Source organism: Coleofasciculus sp. F4-SAH-05 (assembly GCF_040222985.1).
Taxonomy (GTDB): Bacteria; Cyanobacteriota; Cyanobacteriia; order Cyanobacteriales; family Coleofasciculaceae; genus Coleofasciculus; species Coleofasciculus chthonoplastes.
This window is the reverse complement of the sequence record NZ_JAVKBY010000149.1, coordinates 20793-37373: the sequence shown is the minus strand read 5'-3', so window position 1 is coordinate 37373 and position 16581 is coordinate 20793. Positions and strand designations below refer to the sequence as shown.

Here is a 16581-nt window from a genome sequence, read left to right as displayed (position 1 = left end):
AAGAATACTACCTCCCTGTAATGGGTTTTATTATATCACTTGAGGAGGTTATTGCGGGATAAATCCCCCTGTCTTCACGACTTGCTCGGTTTCATCCCTCGGATGAATCGCGAGGGAACCTGCACCATCGCTTTTCTGTAATCGTGTAGAGACGTTGGCTACAACGTCTCTATATTTCAGATAATAAAGGCATCTGCTTGGGTCTTGGTGCTTGGCAATATTGCTGGGACATTTGATAAAATTTGCGAGCGTAAATAACTTGAGTTAAAAGTTGCCAACCTTTCCGAGAAAACAAAGCGGGAAATAATAGGGGAAGCGCCTGATCAAATTTCCCTTGCTTGAAGCCCACTAAACTCCAGTACAACGTCAAAAAATCCTGAATATCTTGCAACGAGGGCAGAGAATCACGATACTTTGGATGGACAAATTGATAAATTTTTTCTTTAATCGAAATATGCTTTTGCAGGCGCTGTTGGAGGGAAAACTTGAGATGATTCCCTTGATGCCATAACGTCCGGTAGGCTAAATGCTGATTCACTAAAATGGCATCTCCATATTGGGCAATTTTCACCCATGAGTCAATATCATCGTAGTTCACTTCAAAGCTGGAATCCCATCCCCCGGATTTGACAAAGGCATCTTTGCGAAAGGCAACTTGTACAGGTGTACCAAAGGGGAGTTGCTCTAAAAACATCCGATAATGAACCTCAGACTGAGGCACATAATCAATTTTGCGATCGCTGATTGGTTGGGTACGTGATACTTCTGTACCATTCTCGTTGACTTGTATCGCTTGACTGGAACAGAGAACCGCTTGGGAGTATCTGGCGATCGCGTTGGTTAATTCCTGAATACAATTGGGGGCAAGATAGTCATCGTCGTCAATGGGTTTAATCCAATCCCCTTGAGCTAGCTTAACGGCGGCGTTCATCGTGGCGCAATGTCCTAAGTTAACTGGATTGCGGTGATAAACCACGCGATCGCCTAAACTACGGATGTATGCCTCTGTACCATCTGAGGAACCATCGTCAGCAACAATCACTTCACAGGGTAACGTTTGTGACAATGCTGATTCAACGGCTCGTTGCAACAGAGACAAACGGTTATAGGTGGTAATGGCAATAGTAAATTTAAACACAATGCAAGACCCGCCTCGACTTACAGACCATTATCTAACAGGTTTTCTTAAATTCCCATAAAGCCAGGATAAAGATTTAGGTATTTTCCACAATACCTATTGATACCCATACTTCGGACTAGACATGAACTTGTAAGACCAATAGAATTCAGCCCAAGAATCCCTCGCTTTAAGCGATGGGAGTGTCAACGAACTGGATATGACTCAACACCCAGCTTATTGAAGTCCGTGAAAACCTTTATTGGATAAGCTTTCCGCCTGCATCTGCTTGGATGAATCATGGAGACTGGCTCTTAGCCGATGGATTGAGGAAAAAAGTAACGAATTTAACCTAAAATATAGTAAAGGGGGTTTTGATCATGCGCTTTATCCCTGATTACTCCCGTCTGGCACGCCCAGAGCAACAACCTGCCAGGGATGCAAAAATCTTGTCGGCTCTCTTCGGAAAATCTCGGAGACTCAATCATGAAAGTATTCACACCGATTGACATGACTGCTACGAGTTCTTTAAGACTTGAAGCGATTCAACATTATATTTTAGAAAAAATTAATAAGTTCATAGTTTATCCTCTGATACAATTCTGGCGCTTCAGCAGTTATTATGGAGCGTTTATTACCCAAACAAATTATCCAGATAAATAATAAAATAAGTAAATTAACCCTAAAAACATCTTAATTGGCAGGGCAAGTATTTTTGGTTCGATGCTTCCAGATCCAACCTGGCTCTGGTTCACTAATTTCGATCCAACCGTTTTCTTCTTTTCCCGTTACCGTTAATTGAGTATTTTTTTGCAGAAGAGTCCCCGTTTGCTGGCGTTCAGATAACGAGCGTAAATTGGTGGGTGTGGTGACAATGACGCAACTCTGGACGGGTTCAGGTTCAGGTGAATGGGTTGTAGATGCAGGTTGAGGTGGATTGGGATTGGTTGTCGGTTCAGATTGAAGTTGATTCTGGGCGAGTTCCACGTTATTTGGCGGCGTCGTCGGCGAGGCGAAGTTGATAATCGGTTAATCCCCGAAATCGCGATCGCGCCTATCATTATAATATTGATCGCTGCCCGGGCTTAAACGTTTAGCCGAATCAGTTTTTCACCGCAGAAGCTGTGAGATCCGGATTGTGGGGGTTTTATCTCATTCGCTCCGAACGGGGGGGTGTTCCTAAATCAATGCACTAAGATTAATCTACGGGATTAGGATTATCGAAAAACGTTTTTCGCCCCATATTCGCTTCCAGGACGTATCTTAAGTATGGCTGAACTCAAACTGCGCCTGCACCAAGGAAAAACCGAAAAAACGGTGACAGTAAATCAGGATGTATTTACTATTGGTCGCTTACCGGAGTGCGACCTAATCTTACCCTACGAAGGGGTATCCCGATATCATGCTCGGCTGTTAAAAACGGCAACCGACAACTGGATGATTAAGGATATGGGGAGCAAAAACGGGACGCTACTGAACGAACGTCAGATTACCTCGCCGCAACTGGTGAAAAACGGGGATGTGATTTGGTTGGGGGATGTCAGCCTTGTGGTTGTTTTAGCGACTCCATCTCGACGAACCACAGTCAAGGTAGAACCGATACCCGCAGAAGCCACTATCCTTCGCAGTGTCCAAGAATTGCAACAGCAATGGATACAAGCAAAAGATAAAGGGGATGATCTTAGCGTCAAGGAAACAACTATTGCTCGCCTCAAAGATTTGGTAGAGATAGCGAAAAGTTTAAGTGCGGCTGAATCCATCGAAGCCATTTTCTCACGGGTAAAGGATGTGGTATTTCGCTATCTCGAAAGCATCGAACGTATCGCTTTATTGGTAGATGTGACGGGTTCAAGGCAACTGGAATTACTCAATGCTGCATCCAGAAACGTCAATCAGCAGCAAAGTTTAGCCGAGTCCAGCCATTGGATTAGTCGGAGTATCTGTCAAAAAGTCTTCACCGAAAAAGTCGCGATTCAAACCGCCGATGCCCAAGCTGACCAACGCTTTGAGGGAGAAGTCAGTATCCTGTACAAAGGAATTCGCAGTGCGATCGCGGTTCCCCTTTGGGATGAAACGAAGGTTGTTGGCGTATTATATGCCGATGCCCATCACTCGTCAACCCATTGGACTCAAGAAGGGGAAGAAGACCTCAGCTTTTTTTCCACCTTAGCCAATCTTGTTGCATCCAGTGTACAACGCTGGCTCTTGACCCAGAAACTCACCAGCGAAGAAATGATTCGCCAACGGCTAGAACGTTATCACTCCCCCGCCGTCGTTCAGCAACTCATCGCCTATAAAACATTACCAGATGGTCGTTTACCCGTCGCCGAAAGCGAAATCAGTATTCTATTTGCCGATATTGTTGGCTTTACCGCGCTCTCCGAACGGTTAAGTCCCGTAGAAATTGCTCAATTGCTGAATAGTTTATTTGAGGAGATGCTGCAAGAAGTCTTTGCCTTTAATGGCACCCTAGATAAATATATTGGTGATTGTATTATGGCATTTTTTGGCGCTCCTGAATCTCAACCGGATCATGCTGACCGCGCCTTTGCCACAGCTAAGGGAATGCTGAATCGTTTAGATAAACTCAATGCCGATGGGGTATTACCGGAACCCTTACAATTGCGGATTTCAGTGAATAGTGGAAAAGCAGTGGTAGGAGATGTAGGGAGTTCTCAACGGGTTGAATATACGGCATTAGGCGCAACCATTAATTTAGCGGCCCGAATAGAAGCCATTTGTCCCCCTGGGGAATGTGTGGTCAGTGAAGATACTTATGCCTTACTGACGGACAAGCAAGGGTTAGAGCCAATGGGCGAGTATCGGTTCAAAGGAATTGATCGACCCGTGCAAGTCTATCAAACAAAGCAACAAACTTGAATTGTATAGCCCTACGGGGATAGTAATGGTTCTAAACTTCGATAGAGCGGGGAAGTTTACTCGCGTTAATATGGGAGACTAGCTTCTGAATCACTGACCGATTGAGGAGAAGAAATCAAGCCGTTGTTTGCAAGTATTGATTCAACGGTCTGTGAACTTACTTGAAAGTGATCACCCGCATCTTCTATCGCTGACTCCGAGTAGTCATTATCTAAATAATCCTGCAAGCTGCTCAGGGGGCAAAGAAACTCCGCAGCAAAGGCACGCTGATACTTTTGTCTTGAGGTTCTAAGGTCTGTGCTGGTAAGCCATGATGCTTCTCTATTTTCTCTATTGCCATATAACAAGTAGTCACCAATAAGCCTAGCCAATTCAAATCGCTTTGCAATCGGATGTTTTTTTCTAAGGTGGAAGTTAAACCTATTTTCGTTTAAGGGAACTGCAACTGAGATATGCTGCCGACGTGGAGGAGTCCAAGCTTCATATTCAGATTTCCCTAGACCAAGCAAATCATAAAGTTTGTAGTCGGTTATGAGATTTTCTCGAATATCAATCGCATCACGTAGACGCGATGCTACTTTATTCGCTCGCTGCCAGGGTGCTTGTGGAGTGTCTGGGTTAACAGAGTCGTCAATAGAAATATCAGGATTTCCTGTAAGTCCCGATGATTGAATTTGCTTAAGGATTTCGCTGAGGGGTTGTGCCTCTGATAAATCCTTGCTACAGGCAGGAGCCAATTCTGACAAGGTTTTGCTGCCTATCTGTTTAGCAAGATTCAGAGTATCTTCTACGAGACTTTCAGGACACTCATCAGGCTCAAAACCTAATTCAGCCTCACAACGACGATATTGACTTGCATATCTATCAGAACGCTCCTCCTGAACTTCTTGCCAAAGGTTAGCCAATGGTGTGTTATCCACTCCCGTTGCCTTCAAACGGCTGATCACAGTCTCAATGAAGGTCTCTGCTGTCCGCTCAAATTCATGGAGATTAATTGAGCATGATCCCTCAATACTGTTAATATACCTAACGGACTGTTGCTCAACAGCCTTAGATGGTGTTGACCATATCTGCATCAATTCAGTATCTGAAGCTAGTATTACCCTGGGCCAAATAAATCCTTGATTGGCAGCAGTAAGTTCATGTGCCATCCTCCAGTTAACTGACGGTTTAGCATTTGTAGGCGGAAGCGGTTCAAACAGTAATCGCCACCATGAAGATGCTATCCAAGCCGCAAGAGGATAAGCTGAAACAAGAACGGTATCGCGAATTGTTTGAGAGAAGGTATCCTCATTTTGAGTCAGACTTATATCTCCCACTCGTAATCCAAACATACCCATAGTCTGCTGGATTTCGGGCGAATCATTTCCGCTTGTCAACCATTTAAAATTAAGACTTAGCGAGTTCACTCCGAATCCTCCATTGCTTAATCACTTCTTTACCGAACGGATCGTCTCTTTGCATAGGATAGCCATGATATGCCCCTTGCTCTGCTGACTCAAGTTGTGCTTCTAGGGGAGTCTCATCATCCATAACAGACCAAACATTCTTAGGCCACTGCCCTTCAAAGCGGTCACTGACTAATCCTGTTTTAATGCCTTTCCTGAGTAAATATAGAGCTTCCTTTTTGCTAAAAACCTGAACGGTGTCACAGAGAGACTTGGCTGCTCTAGGTACACTAGGAGGTGTCAGATTAAAATCACCTGGATTTCTTTTGTGTTCAGGATTTCCACCATATTGAGCTTGGAACGAAAGCTGTAAAAGCTCCTTAAAGTCACATTCCTTAATTTTAAGTATTTTGCGTTTCTGGTTGTACTTACCGTTGCGCTTTTTCATGACGACGATACACTAACCAAGTATAAACACAGTCCCTATATCGTACCCTATATCGTAAAACTTACCACGAGATTCAGGCGCTGCTTGAGCCAAGTGATTAGGTAAATGTTCTGGATTGACGGCAGAGCCTGATTACACCATAACCGCCCCACTACTAGCTGGACTCGCCGCCATCGCCCCCGAATAAACTAAACCGCGCTGAGTATCCAGGGTGATAATCGCCCCATCCCGAATCCGCTGGGTGGCATTCTTCACCCCAACAATCACGGGAACTCCCAAGCGCATTCCAATTATCGCCGCGTGACTGGTTAAACTATCTTCCTCTGTCACCACTCCTGAGGCTTTACGCATGGTATCGACAAAATCCGCACTGGTTGACGGAACCACCAAGATTTCACCTGGACTAAAGTTGTTCACCTCTGCGGCACTATACGCCACCCGCGCTAAACCACTCACTGACCCTTTGCCAATGCCAATCCCTTGACCCAAAACAGCCGTGACCACTTCCACTTTAATTAAATCCGTGGAACCCGGCACCCCTTGCAATGTCCCTGCTGTCATCACCACCAAATCCCCCTCAGCGACAAGCTGCTTTTCCTGGGCGACATTAATTGCGGCTTGGAAGGTTTGACCCGTTGACGGTAAATCCAGCACCAATAGGGGGCGAATTCCCCACACCAGTTGCAATTGTCGCGCCACATCGACGTGGGGTGTTACTGCCAGAATCGGAGTTGAGGGGCGAAACTTAGAGACATTTCGCGCTGTGGAACCCGTTTTAGTTAGGGTCATAATTGCACAGGCTTGTAACTGTTCGGCAATTTGACCCACCGCCTGAGATATCGCATTGGGAATTGAGCGGCGGGTATCTTCCATGTTCCGCACAATTTCCTCTTGTTCGATACGGGTGGCAATTTTTGCCATCGTGGAGACGGCTTCTACGGGATAGTTACCCACGGCGGTTTCATTGGACAGCATTACCGCGTCGGTGCCGTCTAAAATGGCATTCGCTACATCGGAAATCTCTGCACGGGTAGCGCGTGGAGAGTTGACCATGCTATCCAGCATCTGGGTGGCGGTAATCACCGGAATTCCTAGACGATTGGCGGTGGTAATCAGCCGCTTTTGTAAGATAGGCACATCCTCAGCCGGTAATTCTACCCCTAAATCACCCCTCGCCACCATCACCCCATCAGCGAGGGAGAGGATAGCCTCCATTTGTTCAATGGCTTCGTGCTTTTCAATTTTGACAATAACTGGAACATCTTTCCCAGCACTGGTAATCAGTTCTTTGATTTCCAGGACATCCTGGGGATTACGCACAAAGCTAAGGGCAATCCAATCGACCCCTTGGTCTAAGCCAAACATCAAATCCCGGCGGTCTTTATCCGTGAGGGCGCGAATGGAGAGGTAGACCCCTGGAAAGTTGACCCCTTTGTTATTGGAAAGTTTACCACCGACAACGACCCGACAGTGTAAGGCGCGTTTCTCGCGATTAATCTCTTCCACCTGCATCTCCACTCTGCCATCATCCAAGAGAATCGTGGCATCATTGGGGACTTCATCAGCGAGGGGTTCATAAGTGACGGAACTGATCTCCTGAGTGCCGATCAGGGCTTCACTGGTTAAGGTGAAGCGATCGCCTCGTTCTAGTGTAATCGAACCGTTCTCAAATTTGCCTAAGCGGATTTTCGGTCCTTGTAAGTCTTGCAGGATACCTACGGGTTGATTCAGTTCAAAGGCGGTTTGGCGAATCAGGCGGATGCTCCGCTGATGGTCATCATGAGTACCATGGGAGAAGTTTAGCCGCAACGTTGTCGCACCTGCTTTAATCAGATCTCTGAGTACCTCTGGATGACTGGTAGCAGGACCAATCGTGGCTACAATCTTGGTTCGACGCCGGGATTTGTACAGTTGCATAAGCAGAAAACGGGATGAGTCAGTAGGTGGAAGTAACTTTAACGGCGGGGATCGTCATTTGTCATTTGTCATTCGTTATCGCGAGAAGCAAGCAATGTCCTTTGTCTTAAATGGAATGTCACTGACTTAAGCTGGGTTCGTAGTAGGCACGAAGCGTGCCAGAAGCTCCCGACAGCGCTTACTACAAACTCTAAAGTCAGTGGCATTCGTCTTAAATGGGTTAGCGACAGTCGAGATACATGATTGTATCGCTGTCCTTTGTCATTTGTCATTTGTCTTAGGGGTAAGAATTAGTGTAGAGAGGTTCTCTGGCATCTGTCTATAGGGTTGATTGGGGAGACTGGAGGGTGACAGGAGTCTGACAATCAACCGGGGGTGAGGGTTGGCTGAAGGATATCGCTAACACCATACCAGACAGAATTAAGAACATGAGCCAGGATTTGCGGCGTTGGCGTTCATCGGATTGCGTCTGTTCATCCATCAGCCAATTCCACAGTAGGAAGCAAAGACTGACTCCGGGTTCTAGGTTGGATTTGAATAACCAGCCGATAAGATTAGGAATTAGGAATTCGGCTAATAGCCAGAGTTTATTTTTCCAGGTTTTGGATGTTGGGGATTTCATGGCTTGACCTCGTTAAATCTGGGGGCATGAGGTCTATTGTGGCGATGGAGAAAATAGATTGAAAACTGTAAATAGATAATTAAAAACAGTTATTTGATTGATCGGTGTAGTGGTAAATTGCAGTTAATTATCTGCAAATAAAAGCAAATGCTTTATAAATAGAGAGAAATAATTTGGCTATGCATTACTCACATCTTTCTTAACATTAGCGAGAGCGATCGCTCTCGCCCTCTCCAACCCCCATTCCTACATAGCCAATTCTCAATAAAACTTGATTTTTATCAAGAATGGTTTTTGGTTATTTGTCAAGAATAGTGGAATGAACCGAACTTGAAAGCCTTGTTTCACAAGGCTTTCAGGATTGTTAAGAAAGATGCGAGTAAGGGATAGCTTCAAAAGGGGGAGACCAGATGTTGCTTCGCTTTTGGTTCCATGGGGGAGACTAGCGGATGCTTCGCTTTTTTCTATGCGGGGAAGCTAGTGGATGCTTTGCTTTTATTGCACCGAAGGGGGAGAATTCAAAGCCTCTCTCCTTGCAGGAGAGAGGTTTGGAGAGAGGTTTTCCACATCCCGTTATGAGTCACGTATATCAAGTGTAGAGGCGAGACGTTCCATGGAACGTCTCTACAAACTGCATAAGCTTCCTAGATTCAGAGATAGGTCTAAGTAACCCCATTCCGGAAGCGCCCTCCTATGCTACAAGCCAAACAACTCTTACAGAATCGCTACCAACTGCAACAATGCTTATGCCAAAATGCGGGGCGTCAAACCTGGCTAGCTAAGGATACCACCCAAACACCACCGCAACAGGTAATCGTCAAACTACTGGCGTTTAGTCCTCAGATGGAGTGGGACGAGTTTAAACTCTTTGAACGCGAGGCGCAGGTTCTCAAAGCGCTCAACCATCCCCGCATCCCGAAACATCGGGATTATTTTTCCTTAGATGAGCAGATGGGTCAAGGATTGTGCTGGTTTTGTTTAGTACAGGATTATATTCCCGGTCAATCGCTTCAGCAATTACTTGATCAGGGACAGCATTTCACAGTCGCTCAGGTACGCTCTATTGCTATTCAAGTTTTAGAGATTTTGAGCTACTTACATGGGTTGAATCCACCTGTACTGCATCGCGATATTAAACCCAGTAATTTAATTTTTCAAGAGGATGTCGATGCGGCTCAAGGTGCATCTATCTATTTAGTTGATTTTGGTGCTGTCGCTGACCCCACCGTGGTTGAAGGAGTCACGTTTACGGTTGTCGGTACAGCAGGTTATGCGCCCCTCGAACAATTTTGGGGTAAAGCAGTTCCCGCCTCGGATTTATATGCGTTGGGCGCTACATTAATTCATTTATTAACGGGAACAGCACCCGCCGATTTACCGCAGCAAAATTTACGTATTCATTTTCGCGATAGGGTCAGTTTAAGTCCTAGTTTTGTGAATTGGCTTGAATCCCTTACTGATCCAAATTTAAAGAGGCGATTTAATTGTGCGTCTCAAGCTATATCCACACTCAATCATCTTAATCAATACTATTTATCTAATCATCGTCGCATTAATCGAAAGAAAATTTCGGTTTGGTCGTCTGTTAAGACCTTCTGGTCATGGATGATTAAAATACCCATTCCACTAGGGATTGCATTTAAGGTGTTATATTTGGTCATCGGGATTGCCGCGTCGCTCGTAATTCCATTTGGAATGTTTTTTAGTACACTTATAGGATTTTGCATGCAAGATTGTCGAGCCGGAGAAGGAATTCTCATGTTTTTGATGATTCCTTTTGTTATTGTCACATCAGTCTTGACTTTAAAAATTTTAGCAGAATTATCAAATAACTCAGATAGATGAGCGTTTATTTGCTCAATATAGAGGCAAAAAAATGAACAAAACAAAACACATTTTACACGACCGCTATCAACTTCAAGAAAAAATTAGCGAAAGACCGAGTCGTCAGACTTGGCTAGCCCTTGATTTAGCCTCCGAATCTAAACAACAATTAGTCATTGTTAAATTACTCCCGTTTAGTCCCCAGATGGAGTGGGAGCATCTCAAATTATTTGAACGGGAAGCTCAGGTTCTCAAAAACATCAATCATCCCCGAATTCCTCGCTATCTCGACTATTTTTCAGTGGACGATCAAGATAGTGCTGGATTACGTTGGTTTGCTTTAGTACAAGAATATATTCCTGGTCAGTCTTTGCAACAATTGCTGGATCAAGGTAAACGTTTTCCCGAATATAAAGTCCATCGCTTTGCTGAAGAGATTCTGACTATCTTAACTGATTTGCATGAACTGAGTCCCCCTATCATCCATCGTGACATTAAGCCGAGTAATCTAATTTTAGGAAAAAATAATCAAATCTATCTAGTTGATTTTGGGGCGGTACAAGATAAAGCTAAAGCTGAAGGTGTCACGTTTACTGTTGTCGGAACTAGCGGCTATACACCACCAGAACAACTATGGGGGCGTGCCGTACCTGCTAGTGATCTTTACGCTTTGGGAGCAACATTAATTCATCTATTAACGGGTATTGCTCCTGCTAATTTACCGCAGTCTGATATGCGATTGGACTTTCAGACAAATATTCAAGTTAATTTAAACAATGTTTTTGCTGGATGGCTTGAGAAGATGACTGAACCAGCGCTAGAAAAACGCTTTTCTCAAGCCCGCCAAGCTAAATCAGCTTTGCTAGAACTTAATGCAATTCATCGAGAAATGATTGCTCAATCTCCACAGAGTAGAAGTCAAAGCACTAGACAGAACTCTCGTTTCTTACGTCTTGGGCGTTTAATCACACTTCAGTTTAGCATTGCTGCTTTTGCTGTTTTTGGCTTAATTTTACCTACAATAAAGACGCTTCAGACAGCACAAGCTAAACGAACTGTTGATTCAATTAATTGGGAGCAAAGCCATATTTTTAGTCAGAAAAATAAATTCTTTTCCTCTCTTCTTTTTCTTGATGTAAACAAAGAAAGCCAAAATTACACCTATTCAACTCATGCTACTCCCTTATATGCCTTGAACTATGCCATTCCTAAGCAAAGGAACCTTAACAGCTTTGTCGGTGGTGTATTCTTAGGTTTAGATAGCCTGGAGTCCAATTACTTGACAACTGTAACGATTTTATGTAAGTCGAAATCTTCCGGAAAAACACCTCCTGCTGATCCAGTTCTAAAAAATGGTGTACTAGAATGTGGAGTGGGTACAAAAAGAGTAGATTATTACTCAGGAACGTCTGCGATTTTGGGAGAAGAAGAACAATTGCTTTATGAATCGTTAAATTATGCCCAAAACGGCAAATATACTCAAGCGCTAAACATGGCTGAAACGCTACGAAATGACGCGACTAAAGATAAAGCATTTGCCGCAATTATATACGAGTTAATAGAAGCCAAAAAGTATGAACAAGCCTTGAAAATAGCTGACACGATGCAACAGCCTAGTTATCGAGCGATCGCGCTAGCGGCTATGGGTGAATTTGAGCAAGCCATTCACGTTGCTAAAACCATTGAAAAGTTCTCTGTAAAAGTCAGTACCTTGGATACAATCGTGCGCGAGTTAACGGCGGCGGGGAAATCTGATCGCGCCCTGGCGATCGCGGAAACCATCCAATCCTACTATGGTGGTAGGGAGAAAATGTTAGACGCGATCGCGAACTATGGAAATGATTAGTCAGCAACACCAGCCAGGTTTACATTGCCCTAAGCATCTTCCTTCTGAAAGAGAATTAAGCCCTGAACTCAAGCCCTGAACTAAAGTTCGGGCTAAAAGCTTAAACCCGTTAAAACGGGTTCATATTATGTCCGGTCAAACACCTCTGAATAAAACGCCTGAAACCTTGGTTTTTACCGCATTGCAATTATGGGCAATCGTCAGGACATGATATCAAACGCTTCCCCAGTAAGCTTTAGCTTACTTTAGCTTTGAGCCGGAAATTTATTTCCAGGCTCTTAATGTCAGCAACATTTTATTAAAAATAGATAGCTACTAAAAGTTTTGTGGAGACATTAGTGTGGCAGGAAATGAAAAAGCTATATGCGAGTTCCTATTCTCAAATATAGGGAACATTAATCTCAAGCATATTGGTACACTTCGACAAATAGGAATCCCTGACAAAAACTATCCTGGTTATCGTCTAGCAGAATCTCTAAGTGATATATCGACCCTATCAACAACAGATTCAAGGAAAAAAGCAGACGTTTATCTGAATGGTAAAGGGGTTTCTCTCAAACAAGCCGGAAGTTCATTTTCATTTAACCGCTTGCAGAGAGCTAATCTGATTCAAGTCTATTCACGGTTAGGCTTAACTGCTCCTCAGACCATCTTAACTCAGCTTGATCAAGAAATTCACCGATTCCATCAAGGACTCCTTTCAAGCAGAGATCGCCCTTGGCAGAATTTTTTCTCAGAAAATGATTTCAAAACACTTTTAAATTTTTTAATGATGTTAGGGAGTCCTAATTTAGGTATTTCACAACACCCAGCCGAATTAATTTTAGAAGCGCCAGCGACTCAGATCAGTCAAGATACTATCAAAATTTATTCGTTTGATGAGTATTTTAATCGTTACAAGGAAAAATTACACATAGCCATCAGGCGACAATGGATAGGACAAACAAGTAAGAGCGAACATGGGAGAGCGATTAGTCTTGCCAAAAAGTCAGATAACTTGCCTTGGGTTTTTGACGACGTAGTTGGAACTCCAAGAGGAGGATGGAGAAATGATATTGATGAAGCTGATAGAAAAACCGTCTATTTTTTAATGATTGAAAAGAAAAAATAGGTAGCGCGATAAAAATATAACGCTTAACTAAGATATTTTTATGGGGTGAACCTGTATCTGGTTTGGCTTATTTTGGGAGTCGGCGGCTAATAAATCTTGGTATATACTTTTGGCTAAAGCATAGCTTAAATTGACCGGAACAGCATTACCAATCATTTTGTACCCAGCCGCTAATCGTTCATAGTAAAAAATAAAGTCATCGTCAAAGGTTTGAATTCTTGCACATTCTCGAACTGATAAACGTTGGTAAGGATTGGGTGATTTAGGGTTAAACATCCATTTATCCTTTCCGATATGAATCATTTTATTTGCCTGGGGATGAATTGGTGCATGACGACCACCCGCCTGAATGGTAAATGATGGTTCATTCCAGGAACGAACCCGGTTACGAGACATATAAATACTGGAAAATCCGCCAACCATATATTCATGATTAGCAACGAGACAGTCTTCCCCGCGTGTCTTATTATTGCTCAATGCCGGGATTGCTGATTCCCGCAAATTCCAGATTGCATCTCGTAAGGTAAGAATACGATATCCAGGCACTAAAGCATTAAAATTAAAGCATTTATTCAAGTCAATATGATAACCAATAAAAATGACTCGCTTTCTATCTTGAGGCACATTATAATGCCGAGCATTCAAAAGTTTGTAGGAAATGACATAGCCAGCTTCTTCAAAGGCTGCAATAATGTTTTGCAAAGCATTTTCGTGCTTTTTGTGTAGCATCCCATAAACATTTTCCGCCAAGAAAAAGCGAGGTTGCTTGTCTTTCAAAATCCGGATATACTCTAAAAATAATCTGCCGCGATCGTCATTGATTCCCTTTTGAGTACCTGCCTCACTCCAACTTTGGCAGGGAGGACCGCCAATAATCCCGAAGCAGTCTGGAATGTCCGCAGAATGAACCTGTCGAATATCACGCCGATCAAGAAATGTATCTGGATGATTACTTTGATAGGTTTGCCACATATCTTTGTCATATTCATTTGCCCATACCACATTAAAGCCTGCTTTACGAAACCCTAGATCGAGTCCACCGCAGCCTGAAAATAGAGATACTATCGCTTTTTTCTTTAAATTTTGCTGTTCCATCTTGACGCTTTACATCCTGTAGAAGAGTTGAAAAGTATTGGCTTTAGTATTAATATTTAATTAGCTAATTAGCCAATTGTCAAATTAGCTGTTTAGCTAAGGTACAATTTGCCTAACGGGACTTACTTAATCACTGGGCTAATGGCACAGACGCAAAGAAAGCCAGTATACGTACAGCCAAAACACCATGAAATTCTAAGACGCATTGCTTTTGAGCAACGTTGCAACATTTCTGATGTGTTAGATGCCGTATTGGAACAAGCCGACTGGGAAACAATAACGCAAGAGGCGAGAAATAAGCCTGTACAGCGATCAATGAAACGGGGAGGAACCAATCAATGACAATAGTTCATGACTGACTATTGACTACCGTCATGAACCTGCCAATCGTCTATCACCCCGACTACGTTACCCCCCTTCCACCCGGACATCGTTTTCCCATGTCCAAATTCGGCAAACTCTGTGAACTCCTCCTCGCCGATAATATTGTCACTCCTGAACAAATCCACACTCCCAACCCCCCACCCACGGAATGGATTCAACTCATCCACACCCCTGACTACATCCAAGCCTACTGTAACGGTACTCTTGACCCGAAAGCCCAGCGCCGGATTGGATTACCCTGGAGTCCCGGCTTGGTGACGCGAACCTGTACGGCGGTTGGCGGGACAATTCTGACGGCTCAACTTGCCCTGACTCATGGTATTGCTTGTAATACGGCGGGAGGAACTCATCATGCGTTTCCCAGCTACGGATCAGGCTTTTGTATCTTTAATGATTTGGCGATCGCAACTCGTGTTCTCCAAACTCTGGGATTAGTCCAAAAAATCCTAATTCTTGACCTCGATGTTCATCAAGGAGATGGTACTGCGTTTATTTTCCAAAATGACCCCACTGTCTTTACCTTCTCCATGCACTGTGAGGTCAATTTCCCCGCCACCAAACAAAAAAGTGATCTTGACATTCCTCTCCCGGTGGGTATGGATGATGATGCTTACCTACAAACCTTAGCCCACTATCTCCCCGATATCTTGTCAGAGGTTCAGCCTGAGTTAGTTCTCTATGATGCTGGAGTAGACACCCACGCATGCGATCGCTTTGGTAAGCTAGCCCTAACCGATACGGGAATTTACCGCCGTGAAATGCAGGTACTCAGCACCTGTATCGCCGCAGGCTACCCTGTCGCTAGTGTGATTGGGGGCGGCTATGGAGATGACTTGAATGCTTTAATCTACCGTCACTCTCTCCTCCATCGTGCCGCTAATGATGTTTATCGTCATCAGACGTAGGGTGGGCATTGCCCACCTGACATACGGTTAATGATGTTTATCATCATCGGGGTGAACAGAACAGGGAATGGAAGGCGTTACCTGTAGGGGCTCTTCTTTGCCCATTGGTGTCAACTTAAGGGAAAATTCCCCCAATAAAAAACTCTCGGATTATCTCACCGCAAGGCTTTCGTAGATTTTTAGCTAGTCTACCTACTGGAGTTAAGAGTAACAGCACTAAGCTGTTCGGCATTTAAACTGAAGTTCCCCCCATACAGATGTACTGCACCCAGGCTAAAGCCTTATACCGTAATGGTTTGAACACTCAAACCCTAAAAAAACGTACATAAGTAGCACTTGCAAAAATACCGCGTTGGCGGAGCCTGTTCCGGAGAGAACGTATCGCGGTATTTTGGCAATATGACAATCTTATCGGTTGAAACCCACGCTCTCATCTTGGTTGAGCGCGATTGTACATAAGTAGGGCGGCGGCTCGACGGCTCGACGGCTCGACGGCTCGACTGAGCGGGAGCCGAACGTCTAAAAAATCGCGCAAAGCCGCACAGTGAGGCAGTGCAAGATTTTTTGGCTGGGGGAACTTCAGTTTAAATTGGGATACCTCAATCGCTCAAAGGCAACAGGCAACACCTCGACTTCGCTCGGTGTGTCACAGGCAACAGGGAATACACAATTTAAATGCGTTTTAGCTTACTCATATAGAGGTTTGAGGTATTTTCCGCTCAAAGTGAATTGAGTTTATGCCAGATGATGTCTTGAGGTTTATGTCGTTGGCCACGGGAAAACGAATTGTTGCAATAGAGCTGTCCCTACCAGTTTCCAATGGGTGAACCTTCTAGGTAGGGACAGCTTTATGTGAGCAGCTAACCAGAGGTACGTACCTGGCATCCATAGCTTGACATCACCTGGCGGCGGGTTGCTCTCCAGCATTGCCCGTTATTCTTATATTAGAGGAAAATTTCCTCAGCTTAACATCTTGATATCATCTGGCATAAACTCACCCTCACCTTTACAGCGCTTTTCACGTTTATGGAATACAAAATTGTA

At 44.1% G+C, this 16581-nt stretch carries 15 protein-coding genes; 8 read left to right on the top strand and 7 right to left on the bottom strand.

Annotated features, from left to right (window positions below):
* Positions 1-169: 169 nt before the first annotated feature.
* Positions 170-1138, bottom strand: coding sequence for a glycosyltransferase family 2 protein (locus tag RIG27_RS17965; protein ID WP_446347359.1), 969 nt, complete (start codon positions 1136-1138; stop codon positions 170-172).
* 465 nt (positions 1139-1603) lie between these two features.
* On the opposite strand from RIG27_RS17965, the gene RIG27_RS17960 reads away from it, so the two are divergent.
* Complete coding sequence (locus tag RIG27_RS17960; RefSeq protein ID WP_446347357.1) at positions 1604-1780, top strand: hypothetical protein; 177 nt, start codon at positions 1604-1606, stop codon at positions 1778-1780.
* A 30-nt stretch (positions 1781-1810) separates the two neighbouring features.
* Here the strand turns inward: RIG27_RS17960 and RIG27_RS17955 are convergent, their stop codons facing one another.
* On the bottom strand, positions 1811-2104 hold the full coding sequence (locus RIG27_RS17955) for an SH3 domain-containing protein (RefSeq protein WP_446347355.1): 294 nt from the start codon (positions 2102-2104) through the stop codon (positions 1811-1813).
* Positions 2105-2386: 282 nt separating this feature from the next.
* Between RIG27_RS17955 and RIG27_RS17950 the strand changes: the two genes are divergently transcribed.
* A complete protein-coding gene (locus tag RIG27_RS17950) occupies positions 2387-3997 on the top strand; it encodes an adenylate/guanylate cyclase domain-containing protein (RefSeq protein ID WP_446347353.1) in 1611 nt (536 codons plus the stop codon).
* 65 nt (positions 3998-4062) lie between these two features.
* On the opposite strand, the gene RIG27_RS17945 is transcribed toward RIG27_RS17950, so the two are convergent.
* The 3 genes from RIG27_RS17945 to pyk form a co-directional block, all read right to left on the bottom strand.
* Positions 4063-5406, bottom strand: a complete 1344-nt coding sequence (locus RIG27_RS17945) for an ImmA/IrrE family metallo-endopeptidase (RefSeq protein ID WP_446347351.1) — start codon at positions 5404-5406, stop codon at positions 4063-4065.
* The gene (locus tag RIG27_RS17940; RefSeq protein WP_446347349.1) at positions 5387-5833 is read right to left on the bottom strand and encodes a hypothetical protein; all 447 of its coding nucleotides are present in this window, start codon (positions 5831-5833) and stop codon (positions 5387-5389) included. The genes RIG27_RS17945 and RIG27_RS17940 overlap by 20 nt, the downstream gene beginning before the upstream one ends.
* Positions 5834-5965: 132 nt before the next feature.
* Positions 5966-7750, bottom strand: a complete 1785-nt coding sequence (gene pyk / locus RIG27_RS17935) for a pyruvate kinase (protein ID WP_446347347.1) — start codon at positions 7748-7750, stop codon at positions 5966-5968.
* A 199-nt stretch (positions 7751-7949) separates the two neighbouring features.
* Between pyk and RIG27_RS17930 the strand changes: the two genes are divergently transcribed.
* Positions 7950-8075, top strand: a complete 126-nt coding sequence (locus tag RIG27_RS17930; protein ID WP_446347345.1) for a hypothetical protein — start codon at positions 7950-7952, stop codon at positions 8073-8075.
* Here RIG27_RS17930 and RIG27_RS17925 read toward each other — a convergent pair.
* A complete protein-coding gene (locus tag RIG27_RS17925; protein WP_446347343.1) occupies positions 8070-8372 on the bottom strand; it encodes a hypothetical protein in 303 nt (100 codons plus the stop codon). The two genes, RIG27_RS17930 and RIG27_RS17925, sit on opposite strands and share 6 nt — an antisense overlap.
* Before the next feature lie 693 nt (positions 8373-9065).
* On the opposite strand from RIG27_RS17925, the gene RIG27_RS17920 reads away from it, so the two are divergent.
* The 3 genes from RIG27_RS17920 (at position 9066) to RIG27_RS17910 (ending at position 13153) form a co-directional block, all read left to right on the top strand.
* Positions 9066-10217, top strand: coding sequence for a serine/threonine protein kinase (locus RIG27_RS17920; RefSeq protein ID WP_446347341.1), 1152 nt, complete (start codon positions 9066-9068; stop codon positions 10215-10217).
* Positions 10218-10248: 31 nt separating this feature from the next.
* Positions 10249-12042 carry a protein kinase domain-containing protein gene (locus RIG27_RS17915; protein WP_446347339.1) on the top strand — a complete coding sequence of 598 codons (1794 nt, stop codon included), beginning with the start codon at positions 10249-10251 and terminating at the stop codon, positions 12040-12042.
* 340 nt (positions 12043-12382) lie between these two features.
* Positions 12383-13153 (top strand): hypothetical protein, encoded by a 771-nt coding sequence (locus tag RIG27_RS17910; protein WP_446347337.1) that lies wholly within the window; start codon positions 12383-12385, stop codon positions 13151-13153.
* 27 nt (positions 13154-13180) lie between these two features.
* Here RIG27_RS17910 and RIG27_RS17905 read toward each other — a convergent pair whose 3' ends face one another.
* A complete protein-coding gene (locus RIG27_RS17905) occupies positions 13181-14248 on the bottom strand; it encodes a DNA cytosine methyltransferase (protein WP_446347335.1) in 1068 nt (355 codons plus the stop codon).
* Between the two features lie 141 nt (positions 14249-14389).
* On the opposite strand from RIG27_RS17905, the gene RIG27_RS17900 reads away from it, so the two are divergent.
* Together RIG27_RS17900 and RIG27_RS17895 are read left to right on the top strand one after the other, a co-directional pair.
* Entirely contained in the window at positions 14390-14590 is a 201-nt protein-coding gene (locus RIG27_RS17900; RefSeq protein WP_446347333.1) for a hypothetical protein, read from the top strand.
* 32 nt (positions 14591-14622) lie between these two features.
* Entirely contained in the window at positions 14623-15537 is a 915-nt protein-coding gene (locus RIG27_RS17895) for a histone deacetylase family protein (RefSeq protein ID WP_446347363.1), read from the top strand.
* Positions 15538-16581 lie beyond the last annotated feature (1044 nt).

Excerpts from the sequence above, each read along its gene's own strand:
- pyk (WP_446347347.1), bottom strand. The coding sequence starts at position 7,750 with ATGCAACTGTACAAATCCCGGCGTCGAACCAAGATTGTAGCCACGATT.
- RIG27_RS17925 (WP_446347343.1), bottom strand. The coding sequence starts at position 8,372 with ATGAAATCCCCAACATCCAAAACCTGGAAAAATAAACTCTGGCTATTA.
- RIG27_RS17940 (WP_446347349.1), bottom strand. The coding sequence starts at position 5,833 with ATGAAAAAGCGCAACGGTAAGTACAACCAGAAACGCAAAATACTTAAA.
- RIG27_RS17895 (WP_446347363.1), top strand. The coding sequence starts at position 14,623 with ATGAACCTGCCAATCGTCTATCACCCCGACTACGTTACCCCCCTTCCA.
- RIG27_RS17900 (WP_446347333.1), top strand. The coding sequence starts at position 14,390 with ATGGCACAGACGCAAAGAAAGCCAGTATACGTACAGCCAAAACACCAT.
- RIG27_RS17950 (WP_446347353.1), top strand. The coding sequence starts at position 2,387 with ATGGCTGAACTCAAACTGCGCCTGCACCAAGGAAAAACCGAAAAAACG.
- RIG27_RS17920 (WP_446347341.1), top strand. The coding sequence starts at position 9,066 with ATGCTACAAGCCAAACAACTCTTACAGAATCGCTACCAACTGCAACAA.
- RIG27_RS17915 (WP_446347339.1), top strand. The coding sequence starts at position 10,249 with ATGAACAAAACAAAACACATTTTACACGACCGCTATCAACTTCAAGAA.
- RIG27_RS17905 (WP_446347335.1), bottom strand. The coding sequence starts at position 14,248 with ATGGAACAGCAAAATTTAAAGAAAAAAGCGATAGTATCTCTATTTTCA.
- RIG27_RS17960 (WP_446347357.1), top strand. The coding sequence starts at position 1,604 with ATGAAAGTATTCACACCGATTGACATGACTGCTACGAGTTCTTTAAGA.